This is a genomic window from Micromonospora sp. DT81.3 (assembly GCF_049847225.1).
GTDB lineage: Bacteria > Actinomycetota > Actinomycetes > Actinomycetales > Microbacteriaceae > Microbacterium.
Genome location: NZ_JBNCNY010000002.1, coordinates 466,456 through 486,403, shown reverse-complemented (window position 1 = coordinate 486,403; position 19,948 = coordinate 466,456). Strand labels below are relative to the sequence as shown.

18 protein-coding genes are annotated in these 19,948 nt (G+C 71.3%); 8 read left to right on the top strand and 10 right to left on the bottom strand.

The features are described from left to right. Positions 1-5: 5 nt before the first annotated feature. Positions 6-440 carry a metallopeptidase family protein gene (locus ACPW96_RS06550; RefSeq protein WP_425817171.1) on the bottom strand — a complete coding sequence of 145 codons (435 nt, stop codon included), beginning with the start codon at positions 438-440 and terminating at the stop codon, positions 6-8. Positions 441-536: 96 nt separating this feature from the next. Between ACPW96_RS06550 and ACPW96_RS06545 the strand changes: the two genes are divergently transcribed. Both ACPW96_RS06545 and ahcY read left to right on the top strand, forming a co-directional pair. After that, a complete protein-coding gene (locus ACPW96_RS06545) occupies positions 537-746 on the top strand; it encodes a DUF3499 family protein (protein WP_425817173.1) in 210 nt (69 codons plus the stop codon). A 50-nt stretch (positions 747-796) separates the two neighbouring features. Continuing rightward, positions 797-2,287: an adenosylhomocysteinase gene (ahcY, locus tag ACPW96_RS06540; protein ID WP_425817175.1), complete on the top strand. Its 1,491-nt coding sequence runs from the start codon at positions 797-799 to the stop codon at positions 2,285-2,287. Positions 2,288-2,314: 27 nt separating this feature from the next. On the opposite strand, the gene ACPW96_RS06535 is transcribed toward ahcY, so the two are convergent. Further along, a complete protein-coding gene (locus tag ACPW96_RS06535; RefSeq protein ID WP_425817177.1) occupies positions 2,315-3,163 on the bottom strand; it encodes an RDD family protein in 849 nt (282 codons plus the stop codon). 16 nt (positions 3,164-3,179) lie between these two features. On the opposite strand from ACPW96_RS06535, the gene ACPW96_RS06530 reads away from it, so the two are divergent. Then, positions 3,180-4,175, top strand: a complete 996-nt coding sequence (locus ACPW96_RS06530) for a stage II sporulation protein M (RefSeq protein WP_425882407.1) — start codon at positions 3,180-3,182, stop codon at positions 4,173-4,175. Between the two features lie 103 nt (positions 4,176-4,278). Here the strand turns inward: ACPW96_RS06530 and ACPW96_RS06525 are convergent, their stop codons facing one another. The 6 genes from ACPW96_RS06525 to ACPW96_RS06500 all read right to left on the bottom strand — a co-directional run bounded on the left by ACPW96_RS06525 (position 4,279) and on the right by ACPW96_RS06500 (position 10,593). Next, complete coding sequence (locus ACPW96_RS06525) at positions 4,279-5,109, bottom strand: aquaporin (RefSeq protein WP_425882406.1); 831 nt, start codon at positions 5,107-5,109, stop codon at positions 4,279-4,281. Positions 5,110-5,245: 136 nt separating this feature from the next. Beyond that, on the bottom strand, positions 5,246-6,553 hold the full coding sequence (locus ACPW96_RS06520) for a DUF58 domain-containing protein (protein WP_425882405.1): 1,308 nt from the start codon (positions 6,551-6,553) through the stop codon (positions 5,246-5,248). Between the two features lie 8 nt (positions 6,554-6,561). Then, the gene (locus tag ACPW96_RS06515) at positions 6,562-7,557 is read right to left on the bottom strand and encodes an AAA family ATPase (RefSeq protein WP_425817185.1); all 996 of its coding nucleotides are present in this window, start codon (positions 7,555-7,557) and stop codon (positions 6,562-6,564) included. Then, on the bottom strand, positions 7,554-8,723 hold the full coding sequence (locus ACPW96_RS06510) for a DUF4350 domain-containing protein (RefSeq protein ID WP_425882404.1): 1,170 nt from the start codon (positions 8,721-8,723) through the stop codon (positions 7,554-7,556). Before ACPW96_RS06510 ends, ACPW96_RS06515 begins: the two co-directional genes overlap by 4 nt. Beyond that, a complete protein-coding gene (locus tag ACPW96_RS06505) occupies positions 8,720-9,364 on the bottom strand; it encodes a DUF4129 domain-containing protein (protein WP_425882403.1) in 645 nt (214 codons plus the stop codon). The genes ACPW96_RS06510 and ACPW96_RS06505 overlap by 4 nt, the downstream gene beginning before the upstream one ends. Then, entirely contained in the window at positions 9,361-10,593 is a 1,233-nt protein-coding gene (locus tag ACPW96_RS06500) for a hypothetical protein (protein WP_425882402.1), read from the bottom strand. The genes ACPW96_RS06505 and ACPW96_RS06500 overlap by 4 nt, the downstream gene beginning before the upstream one ends. A gap of 237 nt (positions 10,594-10,830) precedes the next feature. Here ACPW96_RS06500 and mtrA point away from each other — a divergent pair, with 237 nt between their 5' ends. The 5 genes from mtrA (at position 10,831) to hpf (ending at position 16,478) form a co-directional block, all read left to right on the top strand. Further along, positions 10,831-11,511 (top strand): MtrAB system response regulator MtrA, encoded by a 681-nt coding sequence (mtrA, locus tag ACPW96_RS06495; protein ID WP_425882401.1) that lies wholly within the window; start codon positions 10,831-10,833, stop codon positions 11,509-11,511. A gap of 7 nt (positions 11,512-11,518) precedes the next feature. Further along, positions 11,519-13,276 (top strand): MtrAB system histidine kinase MtrB, encoded by a 1,758-nt coding sequence (mtrB, locus tag ACPW96_RS06490; protein ID WP_425817195.1) that lies wholly within the window; start codon positions 11,519-11,521, stop codon positions 13,274-13,276. Then, positions 13,273-14,964, top strand: coding sequence for a GerMN domain-containing protein (locus ACPW96_RS06485; protein ID WP_425817197.1), 1,692 nt, complete (start codon positions 13,273-13,275; stop codon positions 14,962-14,964). The genes mtrB and ACPW96_RS06485 overlap by 4 nt, the downstream gene beginning before the upstream one ends. 91 nt (positions 14,965-15,055) lie before the next feature. Beyond that, complete coding sequence (locus tag ACPW96_RS06480; RefSeq protein WP_425817199.1) at positions 15,056-15,724, top strand: ComF family protein; 669 nt, start codon at positions 15,056-15,058, stop codon at positions 15,722-15,724. A gap of 88 nt (positions 15,725-15,812) precedes the next feature. Next, complete coding sequence (hpf, locus tag ACPW96_RS06475; protein WP_425817201.1) at positions 15,813-16,478, top strand: ribosome hibernation-promoting factor, HPF/YfiA family; 666 nt, start codon at positions 15,813-15,815, stop codon at positions 16,476-16,478. 134 nt (positions 16,479-16,612) lie between these two features. Here the strand turns inward: hpf and ACPW96_RS06470 are convergent, their stop codons facing one another. Next, a complete protein-coding gene (locus tag ACPW96_RS06470; RefSeq protein WP_425817203.1) occupies positions 16,613-17,926 on the bottom strand; it encodes a hypothetical protein in 1,314 nt (437 codons plus the stop codon). Between the two features lie 219 nt (positions 17,927-18,145). Next, positions 18,146-19,945 carry a DEAD/DEAH box helicase gene (locus ACPW96_RS06465; protein ID WP_425882400.1) on the bottom strand — a complete coding sequence of 600 codons (1,800 nt, stop codon included), beginning with the start codon at positions 19,943-19,945 and terminating at the stop codon, positions 18,146-18,148. Positions 19,946-19,948: the final 3 nt, after the last annotated feature.

The window sequence follows — 19,948 nt, the reverse complement described above, 5'->3', positions numbered from 1 at the left end:
GGCGATCAGAAGTAGCGGAACCGCTCCGGCCCCAGATCCCAGGGGTCCCGGTCCAGATACTCGGCGGCGGCGCGGAAGACGCAGCCCTCGACCAGCATGCGCCGGTGCAGGTCGTCGTCGCGGTGCACATGGCTGAGGCGCTCGATCGGCACCCGATAGAGGATGATGCGCTTCTGGTCGCGCAGGGCATGCCACCGCGGGATGCCGTCCTCGTCGGTGCTGAGCGGCATGGCCCCGACCTCGAAGCTGACATCGCGCAGCTCCGGCCACGCCGAACGCAGGAACTCGGCGGCGGTGCCCACGGCCATGTCGAACCGGTCGATGCGCGAATCCAGCGGCGGCAAGGGCGGCCGCACGACCGGGCTGCGGTCTTCGCGGCCGTGTCGACCATGCCGTGCCGGCCGGGCCTTCGGCACCGTTCTCGCCCGTCGCCTGACCATGCGACCATCCTAGGTGGGTCAGGCAGAACGGGGCCTGCCGCCGTCGCGCGGCGGGGCGCCGCGGGTTCGGCATCCGCTCTCGTTAGCATTGCCCCGATGCGCGAGAGACTCTGCTCCAAGGTGGCCTGTGCCCGCGAGGCCGTTGCGACCCTCACCTACGACTACGAAGACCAGATGGCGGTCGTCGGGCCGCTGGGCGGCGGCGATGATCCGCACGCCCACGACCTCTGCGCCATCCACACGGATCGGCTCTCGGTGCCCCGTGGCTGGATCGTCGTGCGGCACGAGACCATCTCCCACCGCTGACCGGAATCCCGGGCAGACGCGCAGGGCGTCGAGTCTGGGAGAATGGTCGGATGAGCATCGACCTCAGCGCCCCCGCCACCTCCCGCCTCGACTTCGAGGTCGCCGACCTCGCGCTCGCGGAGGCCGGCCGTCACCAGATCCGCCTCGCCGAGAACGAGATGCCCGGCCTCATGGCCCTTCGCGAGGAATTCGGCCCCACCCAGCCCCTCGCGGGCGCCCGAATCGCCGGTTCCCTGCACATGACGGTGCAGACGGCGGTGCTCATCGAGACGCTCGTGGCGCTCGGCGCGCGAGTTCGGTGGGCGAGCTGCAACATCTTCTCGACCCAGGACGAGGCGGCCGCCGCGGTCGTGGTCGGTCCGACCGGCACCGTGGAGGAACCGAGCGGTGTGCCCGTGTTCGCGTGGAAGGGCGAGACGCTCGAGGAGTACTGGCGCTGCACCGAGCGCATCTTCGACTGGAGCGCCGAGGGCGCCGACGGTCCGAACCTGATCCTCGACGACGGCGGGGATGCCACCCTGCTGGTGCACAAAGGTCGGGAGTTCGAGGCGGCGGGCGCCGTGCCGGACCCTTCGGCGGGCTCAGGGACCGGTGAAGCGGCGACGCACGAGTTCCGAGTCGTCCTCGAGCTGCTCCGCGCCAGCCTGGGCAGGGACCCGCAGCACTGGACGCGCGTGGCCGATGGGCTGATCGGCGTCACCGAGGAGACGACCACCGGTGTGCACCGCCTCTACGAGCTCGCGGCATCCGGAACCCTGCTCTTTCCCGCCATCAACGTCAACGACTCGGTCACGAAGTCGAAGTTCGACAACAAGTACGGCATCCGCCACTCGCTGCCGGACGGGCTGAACAGGGCGACCGACGTGCTGATCGGCGGGAAGGTGGCCTTCGTGTGCGGCTACGGCGACGTCGGCAAGGGCGCCGCCGAGGCGCTGCGCGGCCAGGGCGCCCGCGTTCTCGTGAGCGAGGTCGACCCGATCTGCGCGCTGCAGGCGGCGATGGACGGGTTCCAGGTCACCACGCTGGAGTCCGTGCTGGGTGACGTCGACATCGTCGTCACGGGAACCGGCAACAAGAATGTCGTGACGGTCGAGCACCTTCAGGGCATGAAGCACCTGGCGATCGTCGCGAACGTCGGACACTTCGACAACGAGATCGACATGGCGGGCCTCGAGTCCCTGCCGGGCGCCGAGCCGGTCGAGATCAAGCCGCAGGTGCACGAGTGGCGCCTTCCGAACGGGCGCAGCGTGCTCGTGCTCAGCGAGGGCCGCCTGATGAACCTCGGCAACGCCACGGGACACCCGTCCTTCGTGATGAGCGCCTCGTTCACGAATCAGGTGCTCGCACAGCTCGAGCTCTACACGCGCACGTCCGAGTACCCGATCGGCGTCTACGTGCTCCCGAAGGCCCTCGATGAGAAGGTGGCCCGCCTGCACCTGGGAGCCCTCGGCGTGCAGCTCACCGAGCTGAGCACCGACCAGGCGTCCTACATCGGCGTGCCGGTCGAGGGACCGTACAAGCTCGACCACTACCGGTACTGACGGCGGGGCCCGGCGGGGCCCTGCGGGTCAGCGCTGAGGGAAGCCCCGCGGCGCCCCGGTCGTCCCGACCGTGAGGGCGGCCACGCGCTGGGCCTCCAGCTCGAGGGCGCGCACCTCGCGATCCCGCCGCACGGCGATGGCCGCGCGCAGCATCGTCTCCGGATCGACGGGCGGCAGCGGCGAGACGTGCGGATGCGCCTCGGCCGCAAGCTCCGAGGCGAGGCGAGCCCGTTGCGCGGGTGCGAGCCGATCGGCCTGCCGGAGGAACTGCGCGATGCGGCGGGCCAGGCGATCCGGGATGCGGCCGACGTCTGCGATCGCCGCCCACGGCTCGAGCCCCGGTGGCAGCTCAGGCGGCGCGGCAGGGAGTGCCGGGGTGCGCGTTCGCTCGCTGTAGGTGCCGGCGAGCAGATCGCCGAGACGCTGCGACCGGGGCGTGAACGCGCCGACGAGGAGCGCGATCGCTCCGAACGTGAAGTAGATCTCGAGCACGCCGACGAGCGCGCGGATGAAGGCCTGGCGAAAGCCGGATGCGCCACCGTCGGCCCGGACGATCCGGCCTCCGACGGCGAGCTTGCCGAGGCTGCGCCCGCGGGTGGCGGTCTCCACGACGGTCGGGACGGCGACCAGCACGACCACCAGCATCGCCACCGAGGCGATGGGAACGGCGGACTCCGGGAGTCCGCCCTGCGCCGACAGCACCGAGAACAGCAGGACGATCGCGAGGATCAGCAGAAGGCTGACCGCGACATCCAGAAGCGCGCCGAGAGTGCGGAGGAAGAAGCCGATCGGCTGCACGTCGAGTGCCACGGCCTCGCCGGTGAGCACCTCGTCCTGGTGGACGGCGACGATCCTCGGCTGGCCGGCGGCGGGCATGGGTACAGTAAACCAGGTGGACCTCGACGCACTCACGGCCGCCCGGCGGGAGGAGTGGGCCCGCTTCGACGAGCTGACCCGCGTGCGGCGCCCCACCGGCGCGGAGGTCGACGAGCTGGTCACGCGGTATCGCGCGGCATCCGCCGATCTGGCCGAGATGAAGACCTCCGCGGGCCGCACCCCGCAGGGCGACCACGTCTCGACGCTGCTCGCCCGAGCGCGGCTGCGGCTGACGGGCGCGCCCGAGAACGTGCTGCGCCAGCTCCCGCGGTTCTTCTCGCTGCAGCTGCCGGCGGCGCTGTACCGGCTGAGGTGGACGACACTCGCGGTCGCCGTGGCCTTCGTGGCCGTCGCATCGCTGGTCGCCGCATGGATCGCGCGGGACCCGGTCGCGCTGGCGAGCCTCGGCAGCGAGGCCCAGCTCGAGTACTACGCCGACGAGGAGTTCGCCGGCTACTACACCGAGAACCCCGCCGCCGTCTTCGCGGGGACGGTGTGGACGAACAACGCGTGGATCGCCGCCCAGTGCGTGCTCTTCGGCATCAGCGGCGTGTGGCCGATCATGGTGCTGGTGCAGAACGCCGTCGGGGTGGGAACCGCTGCGGCGGTGCTCTTCGCGTTCGACGCCGGCGACGTGTTCGTGCTGTACATCCTTCCGCACGGCCTGCTCGAGCTGACCTCGATCTTCGTGGCGGGGGCCGCGGGACTGCACATCTTCTGGGCGTGGATCGCTCCGGGTCCCCGATCGCGGGGCGAGGCGCTGGCCGCAGCGGGTCGCTCTCTCGCCGCCGTCGCCGTGGGGCTGGTGCTGGCGCTGCTCGTCGCCGGCCTGATCGAGGGCTTCGTCACGGGTCAGCCGTGGCCGTGGCCGGTCAAGATCGGCATCGGCGCGCTCGCGCTCGGGGGATTCCTCTTGTACATGCTCTACGTCGGCGGCCGCGCAGCGCACGCCGGCGAGACCGGTGACCTCACCGAGTACGAGACGGGCACTGCCAGGCTCGTCGCAGGCTGAGGCGACCGGCCGGCGCGCCGGCAGACGATGTCGGCCCGGTCCGACCCGCGCCGCCCCGTATGGAGCTGATGCGTCGAGACCGGCCGAGGATCCGATCGGGCCGCTACTTCTTGTTGCTCTCGAACGTGGGGGTTGCGCCGGCCTTCTGGGTGCCGTCGAACAGCGCCTTGTACGCGAAGCCGGCGATCAGGGCGCCGACGATGGGGAATATCAGGAAGACCCAGAGCTGGCCGAGGGCCACGGGTCCGCCGTAGATGGCGGTGGCGATCGAGCGGGCAGGGTTCACGGATGCATTGTCGATCGGGATGATGGCGAGGTGGATGAGCGTGAGCGTCAGACCGATCGCGAGCCCGGCGAACGTCGTGCCCCGAGTCGAGTGGGTGACGCCGAGGATGACGATCACGAACAGCGCGGTGAACAGGATCTCGACGATGATGGCCGCGCCGATCCCGAAGCCGGCCGGTGACAGCGAATCCCATCCGTTGCTGGCGAAGCCGCCGTCCTGAGCGTTGCTCAGCCAGGAGTCGGGTCCGAACAGGCCGATCGCCACGATGAGGGTCGTCGCGATCGCACCGCCGACGATCTGCGCGACGATGTAGGGCAGCACGCCCTTCCACTGGAATCGTCCGGCGGCGGCCAATCCGACCGTGACGGCCGGATTGAAGTGTCCGCCCGAGATCGGGCCGAACGCGTATGCACCCGCGATGACCGTGATGCCGACGGCGAGTGAGACACCGAGGAAGCCGACGCCCTTATTGGCTGCCTCCGTGCCCTCGCCGAAGCCCGCAGCGAAGAGTGCGGTGCTGATGACGCCGAGCACCAGAAGGAAAGTTCCGAAACCCTCCGCGACGAGCGTGGCTCCCGTCGAAGGTGCGTAGGGCGCGTGATCGAGGGGCGTCGGCTCGACGGGCTTGTCGGGGCGCGGGTCGCTCATGGGAAGACTCCTTCGCAGGTGTTCAGGGGCACCCTCGGGGGGAAGGTGCTCGTCAGGAGCATAGCGGCGCATCCAGCCCACGCTCAGGATCAGCGCCGGTGAACCGCCCGATTGCGTCACTCGGCGCAATCCGACGTCACAGACGTCCGGCCGCCTTCAGCGCGAGATAGCGGTCGACGATGCGCACCGGCAGATCCTCCGGTCCCGCGGCGATGGCATCCGCCCCGGCGCGCTCGACGGCGCTCGCCACGAGCTCGGCGTCGCGCAGTGTGTGCTCCGCCGCCGCGGCCCGATACACGTCGTCTCCGTGCTCACGCGCGGTGGCGATGGCCGGCAGCGAGGTGTCGGTCACCGTGCCGACGAGCACCCGTGCCCTGCGCGTGATCGAGTGCAGCGAGCCCAGGAACCCACGGCTCGCCTCCGGGGCGTCCTGGGCGGTGAGCAGCACGATCAGCGACGGCCGCGAGGTGAGCGCCCTCACCTGAGCCAGGGCGCCGTCCCAGTCGGTGTCGATCAGCTGCGGTTCCACCGGCGCCATGGCGTCCACCAGCGCCGGCAGCAGCGCCGCACCGTCGACGCCCGTGACCCGCGCGCGGACGACGCGGTCGAACATCACGAGGTGCACGTGATCGCCCGCCCGGGTGGCGAGGGCCGAAAGCAGCAGCGCCGCCTCCATTGAGGCATCCAGTCGCGTGCCATCGCCCACACGCGCGGCCGAGGTGCGTCCGGTGTCGATCACGATCACGACGTGCCGGTCCCGTTCCGGGCGCCAGGTGCGCAGCATCGTCGTCCCGGCGCGCGCGGTCGCCCGCCAGTCGATGGAGCGCACGTCGTCTCCTCGCACGTATGCGCGGAGCGAATCGAACTCTGTGCCGCGGCCTCGCACCTGCACGCTCGTGTTGCCGTCGAGCTCCCGCAGCCGGGCGATGCGCGAGGGCAGATGCCGGCGCGACGCGAAGGGAGGCAGCACGCGCACAGCGCCGCGCGCATCGGTGCGCGCCTGCCGCCCCGCGAGGCCCAGCGGGCCGAGCGCCCGCACCACGACGAATGCGCTCGCGAGCTCTCCGCGGCGACGAGGGCGCAGCGGCACCTCGAGCCGCCGGCGCTCACCGGGAGGCACGTCCAGCGGTATGCGGGCGAGAGGTGCGCCGGCCGTCGGCTGCCACGCGTCGCGCACCAGACCCCGCAGGCGGCGGGTGCCGTCGTTCGCGATCCACAGCTCGGTGTCCACCCGTTCACCGAGCCGGGCGCGCGGTGGTACGCGCCGGTCGACGCGGATCGTGCGGGGGTCGCCGGCGACGGCGGCATCCGCTCCCGCCAGCACCGCGCACAGCAGGGCCCAGCCCGCGCTCGCCGGCCACGCGCCGACCCCCGCGGCCGAGAGGAGCACGACGGGGATCACCCCGAGGGCGACGAGGAGGGGAAGGCGTCCGGTGACGTACATGCGACGGATCAGATGGGAACGCGGGTCTGCTGCAGCACCGAGGCGAGGATCGCGTCGACGGAGACCCCCTCGATCTCCGCCTCCGGTCGCAGGCGGATGCGATGGCGCCACACCGGCACCAGCATCGTCTGCACGTGGTCGGGGATGATCGCGGGGAAGCCGCCGAGCCACGCCCATGCCTTGGCGGCGGCGAGCAGGGCCGTCGAGGCACGCGGGCTCACGCCCAGCTGAACGGAGGGGCTCTGCCGGGTGGCGCGCGCGAGGTCGACCACGTACGCGAGCACGTCGTCCGCGACGGCGACGGATGCGGCGGCCCGCTGTGCGGCGTGGATCTCGGCGACCGTCACCACCGGCTGCAGACCGGCGCCGCCGAGGTCGTTGGGCGAGAAGCCGCCGGCGTGCCGGCGAAGCACCGCCACCTCCGCGTCACGCGCCGGCACATCGATGAGGAGCTTCATCAGGAACCGGTCGAGCTGTGCCTCCGGAAGGGTGTACGTGCCTTCGTGCTCGATCGGATTCTGGGTCGCCGCCACGAGGAACGGGTCGGGCAGCGGACGCGTGACGCCGTCCGCCGAGACCTGGCGCTCCTCCATGGCCTCCAGCAGCGCGGCCTGGGTCTTCGGCGGCGTGCGGTTGATCTCATCGGCCAGCAGCACGTGCGTGAACACGGGACCGTCGCGGAATTCGAACTCACCGGTGCGCGCGTCGTAGACGAGCGAGCCGGACACGTCACCCGGCATCAGGTCGGGCGTGAACTGGATGCGCTTGGTGTCGAGACCGAGAGCGCGGCTGAACGAGCGGACGAGCAGCGTCTTGGCGACGCCTGGTACGCCCTCGAGGAGCACGTGACCGCGCGCCAGCAGTCCGATGAGCAGCCCGGTGACCGCGCCGTCCTGGCCGATCACGGCCTTGCCGACCTCGACGCGGACACGGTTCATGGCGTCCCGAAGCGCGGCGTCGGTGTCTTCTCTGCTCTCTGGACGGGGGAGGGAGGCGTCGCTCATGGGGCGTTCCTTTCGGTGCGGAAGGAGGCTCTGACGGCCGCCTCGAGGTCGCGGAGGCGGTCGCTCACGGCGACGAGTTCGGCATCCGTGCGGGGCACGGAGTCGATCAGAATGCCGCGGACACTCGTCCGCGGGGCGCCGATCCGATCGGCGGCGGCGTCCGCCACCTCAGCGGCGCTCGCCGCGGGGCCGAGGCCGAGCTCACGGGCAAGGCGCCCGATGGCGCCGATGCGCAGCGCATCGGCGGCGTGCACGGCGTCGCGGGAGCGCGCGTAGAGGCGGGCACGGCCCTCCATCGTCTCGGAGGCGCGCACGGTGACGGGCAGATTCTCCGCGACCAGTGGCCCGAAGCGCCGCCCCCGCCAGAGCGCAGCCGCGATCGCGGCGAGGAGCAGCAGGAGGATGGCGGGGGTGACCCACGGCGGCGTCAGCTCGCCCAGGCTCGGGGTTGCGGGGTCGAGGTCGCTGTCCACGAGCGATGGCACGTACCAGACGACGACCGGATGCCGGCCCATCAGGCCGATGGCCAGTGCAGCGTTGCCGTTCTGGGCGAGGTATTCGTTGGTGAAGAGTTCGGTGCCGTCGATGAGGGCCACGCGCGATGCGGCCGACCGCTCGGCGACGAGCAGCCCGAAGCCGTCATCCGAGGGGTAGCACGCCGCATCCGCAGTGCCCTCGGTGAAGGTCGTGCCGGGAACGACGGCGCCGGCGCGCTGAGCATCGGGCAGCGCGCACGACGGGTCGACGGTCTCCTCCGGCGCCACGGCTGCGAGCTCGGCGTCTCCGAAGAACAGGCGGGCCGTGCGGGAGCGGGGCTCGAGCAGCACGGCATCGCCCGCCGCCTCGACCAGCTCTATCACCGCCTCATCGGAGAGCGCCGCCGCGTCCGGGCTGACGAGGGTCGTGCCCGGCCCCAGTGCGCTGCGAGCGGTGTCGCGGTCGCGCGCGATGACGACGTCCACTCCCTGTTCCCGAAGGATCGAGACGAGCGCCATCGTGCCCTGGGGTCCCGCGCTCTCCGGGTCGAGGCGGTCCCTCTCCGCCCAGCGGCCCACACCCGACAGGCCGGCTCCGACCAGACCGACCGCAACGAGCACCACGACGAGCACCGTCCAGGCGAGCACGCTCCGGCGCCGCGACGGCACCTCGGTCCCGACCGCCGTCATGCCGGCACGGTCGTGGAGATCGAGCGGGCAGCGACCAGAGCATCGTCGGCGTCAGCGACGCGCGCGTAGAGCGCTGCGGTGCCCGGTCGGCGCAGGTACCGGACGTCGTCGAAGGCGGATGCCGCGGCATCCAGTCGCTCCACCTCGACGGGGAAGGCCAGCGCGGCCTGGCGCGCGAAGGCGTGGACTGTGGCGCCGGGTGCCGGCTCGACGACGCCTCGCTCGACCACACCACGGGCGAGCGCCCGGAACCGCAGCACGATGGCGTCCTCCCACCGTCCAGCGGCGGCCTCCGCGGCAGCGGCGCGCCGCAGCTGGGCGGCGCTCCGGCGCTCCTCCTCGCCGAACAGCTCCAGCGGGGACGGTGCCGAGCGGGCGGAGAGACGCGGGCGACCCCAGATGAGGAAGGCCGCCACGAGAAGCCCGGTGAGAACGAGGGCGACCACGAGTGCGAGCGGTCCGCTCCAACCGCCGGGCAGCTCGCTGCTCAAGAGATCCTCGAAGAACTCGGCGACCGCCCGGGCGATCCGGTCCAGCGGCGTGGGCTGTGCCTCGGCGTACACGGGACGGGAGAGCTCGCGCTCCGCCCATTCGCGGGCCTCGTCTCCGTCGGGAATCAGCGGCGGGCCGTGCGCGATCATGCCGGGTCGTCGCCGGAGCGGGCACCGGGCGCGGTCCAGGCGGTCGCCGGCGGCGCCGCATACGGCGGAATCGGCGGCGGGGGTCCCGCAGGAGGAGCGGCGGCCGCCGGCTCGGGGGGTTGCGGCAGCGGGGGGATGGGGTACGGATATCGGGACGGGTACTGGTGCGCACCCGCCGCCGCCTGCGGGACCGCGCGGCCGGCGTTCAGTGCATAGGGATCCGGCAGTGAGGTGGCGCCGGCATCCCGTCGTTCGATGTACGACAGCAGATCGAGGTCGAGGCCCTCGGTGCGCATGCGGCAGTCGATATAGATGAGTGACGCCGCCGTCGCCTGCACGACGATGGCGATCGATTGGACGAGCAGGACGACGATCTGGGTGAGCGCTGTGGCGAAGATGATGCCGGCGATCGCCGCCGGTCCCGGTTCGCCCGTGGGCGCGATGATGGCCGCGACCGCGCTGGAGAGAAGGGAGAACGGAACGCCGACGATCTGGGCGAGGACGTTCATGATCACCGCGATGACGACGAGGACGCCCAGCGCCGGCCAGAATCTGCCCCGAAGCAGCACCCAGGAACGCGTCACCGCTCCGCCGATGGTCGTGTGCTCCAGCACCAGCACCGACGGAACCAGCGCGAGCTTCGTCGACAGCCACAGCGTGAGCGGGATGGCGGCGAGCACCACCAGGATCGTCAATCCGATCGCGATCGCCGGTACGGAGAAGGCGAGGGCGAAGATGGCCGCCCCGACAAGCGCGAAGAGCACCAGCAGGCCGAGTGTCAGCAGCAGGGTGTACCCGATCAGGCGCCACGCGACGGGCTTGACCCGCTGCCAAAGGGCTCTCAGCGTCAGTCGTTCCGCGAGCACGGCGTGCGCGACCTCTGCGACCACGACCGCCTGGACGATCACGCTCAGTGCGGTGGCGGTGAGCCCGAGCACGAATCCGGAGAGCCCGGTGATGAGGACCGAGCCGGCCATCACGGTCTCGTAGTCCTCCGATCCCGGTCGCAGGGTGTCCAGGCGGATGAACGACGCGAAGGCGATCCCCGCGACCGCGAGGATGAGCACGATGTACACCACCGTCTGCACGACGAGAGCGAAGCCGAGCAGAACCCTCGGGTTCTGGCGAAGCGCGGAGAATGAGCGGCCGAGGATGGTGCCGAAGGACAGCGGATGGAGCGGGATGATCCCGGGACGGGATGCCGGCGTCCATGCCGGGTACGCGGTCACGGCCCATCCCTCCTCGCTGCGGCACCGGCCGGGCGCCGCCGTTCTATCGTGTCACACGGCACCCCGTGCCAGAGCGGGCGCTGACCCGTCGTGAGGCCGTCCGACACGGCTGGGCGGGGCGGCGGTGCGCTGGGCGCGCGCTCAGGGTGTGTCCACTACTCTGAGAAGAGTGCGCGGGGTCGAAGGCGCACGCCTCAGGGGGACCCCGAGATCTCAGCAAAGGACGATCGCGCTTCTATGACCTCACGCATCCTGGTTGTCGATGACGACACCGCGCTTGCCGAAATGATCGGCATTGTCTTGCGGACGGAAGGCTTCGACACCGTCTTCTGCGCGGACGGCGCCGAGGCCGTGGATGTGTGGCGCGCGGAGCGACCCGACCTCGTGCTGCTGGATCTGATGCTCCCTGGCATGGACTGCATCGAGATCTGCACGCGGATCCGCGCCGAATCCGGCGTGCCGGTGATCATGCTGACCGCTCGTACCGACACGGCGGACGTCGTGCGCGGCCTCGAGGTCGGAGCCGACGACTACATCGTCAAGCCCTTCAACCCGAAAGAGCTCGTCGCCCGCATCCGCACACGCCTTCGTCCGACCCCGCAGGCGGCCAACGAGACGCTGCGGATCGGCGATCTGACGGTGGATGTCGCCGCGCACGAGGTGCGCCGCGACGGCAGCGTCATCGCGCTGACGCCTCTCGAGTTCGAGCTGCTGGTCGCCCTGGCATCCAAGCCCCAGCAGGTGTTCTCGCGCGAGATGCTGCTCGAGCAGGTGTGGGGATACCACTACAAGGCCGACACGCGCCTCGTGAACGTGCACGTGCAGCGGCTGCGCGCGAAGGTCGAGCTCGACCCCGACAATCCGAAGATCGTCACGACGGTGCGTGGCGTCGGCTACCGCGCCGGCGCCGTCGTCTGAGACGCACATGCCCCCCGCCGGAGCTGCGGCATCCCGCGCATCGATGACGGACTGGCGCGACTGGCGTGCGTGGCCCGAGAGTCTCGCGACCTTGTGGCGCCGGTCGCTGCGCTTCCGCACGCTCCTGATCACGGTCACTCTCACGATGCTGGCCATCCTGATCGCCGGCGCCACGATGGCGCTCGCCATCCAGAACGACCTCTTCGATTCCCGCAGGGACGAGGTGCTCATCGATGCCCGGCGCGCCGTCACGGCGGCCCAGCAGACGCTCGATGCGACGGAGGTGCAGGGGGACCGCACGCGTCTGCAGCAGACGATGGGTACGGTGCGCGACCAGATCGCCCGACAGTCATCCAGCGACCGGATCGCCATCTTCCGGATGGACTCCACTCCCAATGCCCTGGCGCCGCAGGACATCTTCGCCGGCGGGCTCACCGAGGACTTCATCCCCGACGCGCTGAGCGCGCAGGTTCAGCGCGATCCCGAGCTGCAGTGGTGGCAGTCCGTCGCCCTTCCGGTCGGTAACGACCGCACCGTGCCGGGCATCCTCGTCGGCCAGCAGCTGCAGGTGCCGGGTCCCGGCGTGGGCGCCTACGAGGTCTATCTCGCGTACGACCTCGCCGATGCCGACGAGACGCTGTTCTTCGTGCAGCGGACCCTGTGGCTGGTCGGGTCGGTGCTGGTGCTGCTGATCGCGGCGATCGCGTGGTTCATCCTCCGATCCGTCGCCACGCCGATCACCGAGGCGGCCGACACGAGCGCCCGGCTCGCGGCGGGGGAGCTGAAGGTGCGGCTCCCCGTGCGGGGCGAGGACGAGCTCGCCACCCTGGGTCGCTCGTTCAACGCCATGGCCGACAGCATCGAGACGCAGATCAAGGAGCTCGCCGAGCTCTCGCTCGTGCAGCAGCGGTTCGTGTCGGATGTCTCGCACGAGCTGCGCACCCCGCTGACCACCATCCGGCTGGCGGCCGACATGCTGAATGACCGGCGGGACGAGTTCGATCCTGCGACCGCTCGCGCGGCGGAGCTGCTGCAGACGCAGGTGCAGCGCTTCGAAGTGCTGCTCACCGATCTGCTCGAGATCAGCCGCTACGACGCCGGATCGGTGCAGCTCGAGCTCGAGCCGACGAGCCTCGCCTCGCTCGCCGAAGACGTCGTCGAGTCGATGCACCAACTGGCGGAGCAGCACGGGACCGACGTGCGGATCGTGGCACCGGGCGGATATTCCCCGGTCGACATGGACGCGCGCCGGGTGCGACGCGTGGTGCGCAACCTGCTCGGCAACGCCATCGAGCACGGCGAGGGCCGGCCGATCGTGGTGACGGTCGACAGCAACCAGCACGCCGTCGCGATCGGTGTGCGCGACTTCGGTCTCGGGATGACGGCGGAGGACGCCGAGCGGGTCTTCGACCGGTTCTGGCGCGCCGATCCCTCCCGCCGGCGCTCCATCGGCGGCACGGGGCTCGGTCTCTCCATCTCCTTGGGCGATGCCCGCCTGCACGGCGGAACCCTGGCGGTGTGGTCGGAGCTCGGGCGCGGCACGAACTTCGTGCTGACCCTCCCTCGTCAGTCGCAGGTGCTCGAGGGCGCATCGCCCATTCCGCTCGAGCCGCCGGATGCCTCCCTCGAGGATCTCGGGATGACTCAGCCGATCGACATCCCGACCGGGCAGGTGGTTTCGGGGCGGTCTGCCCCCGGACCCGTCGGCTCGGGAACCGTCGCTTCGGGCCCCATCGGGTCGGGCCGCGGCGGGGAGTCGCGATGAGGCGGCGCTTCTCCGTGCTCGCGGCAGCGCTCCTGGCGGCACTCGCGCTCACGGCGTGCTCCGGTCTCCCCACCTCGGGATCGGTGTACCCGGGGCTTCCGGCGGAGGAGGTGCCCGCCGCCCCCGACTTCCTGTTCCGCCCGAGCAGCCCGCAGCCGGGCATGACCCCGCAGCAGATCGTGCAGGGGTTCATCGATGCGGGGACCAGCCCCTTGGGGGGCTGGGCCATCGCCCGGGAGTTCCTCGCACCGGAGCTCAGCTCGACGTGGAATCCGGAGGCGCGGGTCACCGTCGCCGAGGATCGCAACTACACGGCGCTCTCGGAGGACGAGGTCGTGCTCACGGTCACGCCGTCGGCCGACGTCGATGAGGCCGGCGCCTACTCCGCGACGGATGGCGGCGCGGCGACCACGCTGCCGTTCCGGCTCGCGCAGCAGGAGGACGGGGAGTGGCGCATCACCGAGGCGCGCGACGGGATCGTGCTCGACCGTGACTTCTTCGTCGCCGTGTTCGATTCCTACCAGGTGATGTTCTTCGACCCCACATGGCAGTTCCTCGTTCCCGACGTGCGATGGTTCCCCGCGCGCACGAACTCCGCGACCCGGGTCGCTCGGGCGCTGATCGATGGCGCACCGAGCCCGTGGCTCACGGCATCCGTCGTCTCCGCCGTCCCGGAGGACGTCGCCCTGGCGACGCAGTCGGTGACGGTGGATTCCGACCTGGTGGCGACGGTGGAGCTCGGCGAGTCGGCGCGCGGACTGGATTCCACGATCCTCGACCGCATGCAGGCACAGCTGGAGGAGAGCCTTGCCAGTGCCGGTGTGCAGTCGGTGCAGATGGCCGTGGACGGCACGCCGCTGGAGGCGACGGCAGTGCCCACCCGGTCCACAGCCGTGGACAGCCGGCCGCTGGTGGTCACCGAGGCCGACTTCGGGTTCCTCTCCGGCGACGAGATCGCGCCGATCCCCGGCCTGTCTACGACGATCATGGAGAATCTCGGCGCCGCCCCCGTGGCGGTCCAGGTGTCGCCGGAGCGCGATGCGGCCGCCGTGCGTATCGCGGGGGGTGCCGTCGCACGCGCCCGCGCCGACGGCACCGTGCTCGAGATCGACACCCGGCCGGGCCTCGTCGACCCGACCATCGATCCCCTGGGCTACATCTGGAGCGTGCCGCAGGACACCCCGACCGCCGTCCTGGTGGCCGGCACCGACGGCGCTCCGGCGACCGCCGTCGGAGGGGCCTGGGTCGAGGCGTCGCAGATCCGCTCGATGCAGGTGTCCCGCGACGGCACCCGCGTCGCCGCCCTGACCACCGTCGGCGGCCAGCACTGGGCGGTTGTCGCCGGGGTGGTGCGGGACGAAGAGGGCAAGCCCATCTCGCTCGGCGAGGTGAATCGGCTGGCGCGGCTGCCGGGGCCGGGGATCGCGGCCGGCTGGCTGGACGACGAGACGATCGGCGTCGTGGCCGATGAGGCCGGCACGATGATCGTGCTCGATCAGCTCGTCGGCGGCGAGGGGTCGCGGACGGAGGGTCCGGACAGCATCACGACGCTGGTGGGCGCCAACCAGGTCACCGCGGTGCGCCTGCGCGCAGCGGACGGCGTGCTCTTCGTGAAACGCGGGTCCAATTGGTCGCAGGCGGCGGCGGGGATCGCGGTGCTGGCATCGCAGCAGGGCGCCCCGCGATAGCGGCTCCTCCCCAAGCGGCGACCCGGGTCCTCGCCTCCACCTTTCCGCCGCCAGTGCCTCCGGGCCCCGGCGCGGCCGCCAGGCTCATCCGATGACACGTTCGCCGGCAGACTCGGTACGGCGGGCTCTCGCCGAAGCCCTCGCACTCGCCTTCCCGGTGCAGTGCGCCGGATGCCGCGAGCCGGGCGCGGCGCTGTGCGACCCGTGCCGGGCGCACCTGGTGCCGATCCCGACGCGCAGGGAACTGCCCTCCGGCCTCCTCGCCTGGAGCGGCCTCGCCTTCGAGGGTGCGGCGGCAGGCGCCCTGCGGGCACTCAAGGAGGAGGGCCGCACCGGGCTGGCCCGCGCGCTGGCGCCGGCGCTCGCCGCCGCGCTGGCGGCGGCCGCCGACGGGCGCCGCGAGCTGCTCGTCGTGCCCGTACCGAGTTCCCGCGCCGCGCTCCGCCGGCGCGGCTACCACGTGGTCGAGCTCCTTGCGGTCCGGGCCGGTGTGCGTCCCGCGAAGCTGCTCGTGGCGACCCGGCGCACCGCGGATCAGCGTGCGCTCGGCGTCCACGAGCGCCGCGGCAACGTGGCCGGCAGCCTGCGCGCGCGGGCGGCCGCCGGGGCGGATGTCGTGCTCGTCGACGACGTCGTCACCACCGGTGCCACCCTCGAAGAGGCGGCCCGCGCCCTCACCGCGGGGGGCGCGCGGGTGATCGCGGCGGCCACTGTGGCCGCCACGTCGAGACGCACGGACCGTGCGCAAACTCACAGGTGACACCGTCAGAGGCGGAGGCTACGGTGGGGAAGACAAGGCGACACGTGGTCCGCCCTTGGCCGGGTGGACCGGAACAAGGAGGTCAAGGATGGAAACCAGCATCGTCGGCGTGGGCGTGGGAGTGACTGATCGCTTCCGCTCGGTTGTCGAAGAGAAGGCGGTTCGCATCGAGCACCTGGCGCCACGCGCCCAGCGGCTCGACATCAAAGTCACCCACCGCGCCTATCACAATGGCCGCGTCGAAGACGAGACGGTCGAGCTCACGCTGGTGGGCAAGGGACCGGTGGTTCGCGCAGAAGCAGTCGACGGCGACAAGTTCGCCGCGCTGGACCTCGCGGTCGACAAGATGGCCGAACAGCTTCGCCGCGCGAAGGACAAGCGCGTCGACGGCCGCAACCACCCCCGCGGTGCCAAGTTCGAAAAGGAGAGCGGTGTTCTGCAGGGTCTCGACGTGCAGCCGGCATCCCTCGATGTGATGCGCGCCGTCGCGACCGGCGAGATCCCGATCATCACGGGCAACGAGGACGAGCAGGATTACACTCCCGTCGTCATCCGCACCAAGAGTTTCGACGCCGAATGGATGACGGTGGAAGACGCCGTCGACCGCATGGAGCTGGTCGGCCACGACTTCTTCCTCTTCATCGACGCTCGCTCCGACCACCCGAGCGTGGTCTATCGCCGCAAGGGCTGGGATTACGGCGTGATCTCGCTCACGGCCGCCGCGCCGCCCGAGGAGGAGGCGATCGCCTCCTAGCGCCACCGACTCCGGCCCGGGTTCCTCGTCTCGGCTGCGGTGACTCACCGGCCAGCGCGAAGGATCCGGACCGGACTTCGTCCGGCGTGAGGACCTCGGCGACGGGCTTCGTCCGGCGCTCGGCCCGGAGGGCGCTAGCCGAAGAAGTCGCCGAGCAGGCTGCCGATCACGACGCCGCCGAGGATGCCGCCCATGGCGTCGCTCATCCCTCCGCGGCCGCCCTGCACGGGGCCGCCCCAGTTGCCGCCCTGGGGGCGGGACGAGTCGATGTCGCGCTGCGCCAGCTGGAGCGCCTCGCTGGCGAGAAGGCCGGATCGGCGCGCCAGGGCCATGGCCTCCTCGCGGGTGTCCTCGTCGGAGGTGAGCGGCTCGGCATCGATGCGCGTGCGCTCCGCCTCCGCCAGGCGCGTACGCGCGTCGGCGCCGATCCAGCCGCGATGCCCGGCGATGACGTTGCGCGCCACCGCGATCTGGCGGTCGGCGTCATCCAGCGCGTGACGCACGTGCGTCACCGACGGGACCGGCCGTGCCAGGCGCTCGCGCGCCTTGGCGATCGCGGCATCCAGGCCGGTGTTCGCCTCGCGCAGCTGCGTCAGCTCGGCGAAGGGGTCGCCCTTCGCTCCAGGAGCCGGGAGAGCCTTCAGCGCCGACTGGAGAGCGGTGATCGCGGCCGTCACGGCCGGCACCTGCGGCGCCTGTCGAGCGGCCACCAGGTCACCCCGCGAATCCGCGATGACGTCGGCCAGGGTCGACTCCGCACGGAGCGCCTCGATCTCGAAGTCCTCGATGCCGTCGATGATCGCCGCGGCCCGGCGCACGGCCTCGGTGGCCGTCTCGAGCGCGAGGTTCGCCTCTTCCCTGCGGCCGGCATCGCGGCGCCGAGCCGAGACGTCGGCGCTGTGCGCCGCGAACGTCAGCAGCTGCTCGGCCTCGTCTGCGCCGGCGGAGACCTGGCGCAGCGCCTCCTCCGAGTAGCGGGTCGCCAGACGGTCTATCGTGGCGCGGGCATGGGGCAGGCGCTGCCCGAGCTGCTCCGTGTCGGCCTTCACCTGCGCGAGGATCTCGGGCGCGCGGCGTACGCGCTCGATGTCGTCGGACAGGGCCTGCGTGCGGTCATCCAGCAGGTCGTCGGCCCACTCGCACAGCTGGACGATGCGCGCGTTTCGCGTGCGGAGCTCGTCGGGGGTGTCCGGGATGTGGTCGTGGTTCAGCTGATTGAGGTGGAACGCCTCGCCGAGGTGGTGCGTGACCGCGGTGAGCGCCTCTCGCAGCTCTCGCGTGGCACCCTCCCCGAGCTCGGCCTCGGCGAACGCGAGCTCGTCCGTCGTCGTGCGGATGCGCTCATCCACGGCCACCAGCGCGCTCTTCGCGCGCCGCGCCAGGTCGGCATCCGCCGCATCCTGCGCCTCTTGCTCTTCGCGCCTGCGTTTTCCCCACAATCCAGCCATGTATCGATCCTAGGTTCGCGCGGCGATCCACTCGCGCGGGTTCCCTCTCGGCGTATCGGGGTTTGGGGCGCGTGGGCTCCCTTGGGGCGCGCGCCGTGCGCCCCAAGGGAGCTGCCACGCCCCAAACCCGATGAAGGTTCGCCGCACGACCCGCACCACGGACCGCGCGCGCCAATAGAGGCCCCTGGCACACGTGCCCGAAGAGTGCCGGTGTCGCGGTCAGCCGTCGTGCGAGGCTGACTTGTGCCGGGGCTTGCGAGGTGGGCGGTCGTCGTCGCCGCTCCGGCGCCCCGGGCCGCCGGTGTCGGGGCGGATCTCGATCAGGCGCCCAGAGATGCGCGTGTCGGCGAGGCGATCGAGCGTGTCCGGCGGAAGCGATGCCGGCAGCTCGACGAGGGAGAAGTCCGGGCGGATCTGGATCGCTCCGAAGTCGCCGCGGCTGAGGCCGCCCTCGTTGGCGAGCGCCCCGACGATCTGACGGGGCTCGACGCGGTGCCGCTTGCCCACGGCGATCCGGTAGGTGGTCATCGGGCCGCTGTTCGGCCGTGGCCGCCGCTCGCCACGCGGTTCCCGATCGTCGCGATCGAATCGCCCCGGGCGGTCCCCGCGGTCGGTGCGGTCGTCTCGGTCGCTCCGTTCCCGCTTGGGCCGCTCGGGGTCGGGTTCAAGGAGGAGCGGCGACTGGCCCTGGGCGACGACCGCGAGGGCGGCCGCGACATCCACTTCCGGCACGTCGTGGTTGCGGACGTAGTGGGCGATCACGTCGCGGAACCCGTCGATGCGCTCGCTCTGCCCGAGCGCCTCGGTGATGCGGTCGTCGAAGCGGGCGAGGCGCGTGACGTTCACGTCGTCGACACTCGGCAGCTGCATCTGGGTGAGAGGCTGGCGGGTGGCCCGCTCGATCGCGGAGACGAGGCCCCGCTCCCTCGGCGTGACGAAGCTGATCGCCGCGCCGGAGCGACCGGCTCGCCCGGTGCGCCCGATGCGGTGCACATAGGACTCGGTGTCGGTCGGGATGTCGAAGTTGACGACGTGCGAGATGCGCTCGACATCCAGACCGCGGGCGGCGACATCGGTCGCCACGAGGATGTCGAGCTTGCCCGACTTCAGCTGGTTGACGGTGCGCTCGCGCTGCACCTGTGCGACGTCGCCGTTGATCGCCGCCGCCGAGTAGCCACGGGCTCTGAGCTTCTCGGCGATCTCTTCGGTGACGCTCTTGGTGCGGACGAAGACGATCATGCCCTCGAAGTTCTCGACCTCGAGGATGCGCGTGAGCGCGTCGATCTTCTGCTGGTACGACACGATCAGATACCGCTGCGAGATGGTGGCCGAGGTCGTCGTCTTGGTCTTGACCGTGATCTCTTCCGGGTCGTGCAGGTACTGCTTCGACATCCGTCTGATCGTGGCCGGCATGGTGGCCGAGAACAGCGCCACCTGCTTGGTGTCAGGGGTGTCGGCGAGGATCGTCTCGACATCCTCGGCGAAGCCCATCTTGAGCATCTCGTCGGCCTCGTCGAGCACGAGGTACTTGAGCTCCGAGAGATCGAGCGTGCCCTTGTCGAGGTGGTCCATGATGCGACCAGGGGTGCCGACGACGATGTGCACGCCTCGGCGGAGGGCGGACAGCTGCACGCCGTACCCCTGACCGCCGTAGACGGGGAGGATGTGCACGCCGCGGACGTGCGACGCGTACTTCTCGAAGGCCTCGCACACCTGCAGCGCCAGCTCCCGCGTGGGCGCCAGCACGAGCGCCTGCGGGGTCTTCTGCGACACGTCCAGGCGATCGAGGATCGGGAGCGCGAACGCCGCCGTCTTGCCGGTTCCGGTCTGTGCGAGCCCCACCACGTCGCGGCCGGCGAGCAGGCTCGGGATCGTGGCCGCCTGGATCGCCGAGGGCGTCTCATAGCCGACATCCCGCAGCGCCTTCAGCACCGCCTCGCCCAATCCGAGATCGGAGAACGTCATCGGGGTGGGCTCCTCGGGAGCCTCTGCCTCGGCGGGGACATCGACTGTGGACACGCT

Bases quoted from the DNA above. Each gene is read 5' to 3' on its own strand.
- ACPW96_RS06550 (WP_425817171.1), bottom strand. From the start codon at position 440: ATGGTCAGGCGACGGGCGAGAACGGTGCCGAAGGCCCGGCCGGCACGG.
- ACPW96_RS06545 (WP_425817173.1), top strand. From the start codon at position 537: ATGCGCGAGAGACTCTGCTCCAAGGTGGCCTGTGCCCGCGAGGCCGTT.
- ahcY (WP_425817175.1), top strand. From the start codon at position 797: ATGAGCATCGACCTCAGCGCCCCCGCCACCTCCCGCCTCGACTTCGAG.
- ACPW96_RS06535 (WP_425817177.1), bottom strand. From the start codon at position 3,163: ATGCCCGCCGCCGGCCAGCCGAGGATCGTCGCCGTCCACCAGGACGAG.
- ACPW96_RS06525 (WP_425882406.1), bottom strand. From the start codon at position 5,109: ATGAGCGACCCGCGCCCCGACAAGCCCGTCGAGCCGACGCCCCTCGAT.
- ACPW96_RS06520 (WP_425882405.1), bottom strand. From the start codon at position 6,553: ATGTACGTCACCGGACGCCTTCCCCTCCTCGTCGCCCTCGGGGTGATC.
- ACPW96_RS06515 (WP_425817185.1), bottom strand. From the start codon at position 7,557: ATGAGCGACGCCTCCCTCCCCCGTCCAGAGAGCAGAGAAGACACCGAC.
- ACPW96_RS06510 (WP_425882404.1), bottom strand. From the start codon at position 8,723: ATGACGGCGGTCGGGACCGAGGTGCCGTCGCGGCGCCGGAGCGTGCTC.
- ACPW96_RS06505 (WP_425882403.1), bottom strand. From the start codon at position 9,364: ATGATCGCGCACGGCCCGCCGCTGATTCCCGACGGAGACGAGGCCCGC.
- mtrA (WP_425882401.1), top strand. From the start codon at position 10,831: ATGACCTCACGCATCCTGGTTGTCGATGACGACACCGCGCTTGCCGAA.
- mtrB (WP_425817195.1), top strand. From the start codon at position 11,519: ATGCCCCCCGCCGGAGCTGCGGCATCCCGCGCATCGATGACGGACTGG.
- ACPW96_RS06485 (WP_425817197.1), top strand. From the start codon at position 13,273: ATGAGGCGGCGCTTCTCCGTGCTCGCGGCAGCGCTCCTGGCGGCACTC.
- ACPW96_RS06480 (WP_425817199.1), top strand. From the start codon at position 15,056: ATGACACGTTCGCCGGCAGACTCGGTACGGCGGGCTCTCGCCGAAGCC.
- hpf (WP_425817201.1), top strand. From the start codon at position 15,813: ATGGAAACCAGCATCGTCGGCGTGGGCGTGGGAGTGACTGATCGCTTC.
- ACPW96_RS06470 (WP_425817203.1), bottom strand. From the start codon at position 17,926: ATGGCTGGATTGTGGGGAAAACGCAGGCGCGAAGAGCAAGAGGCGCAG.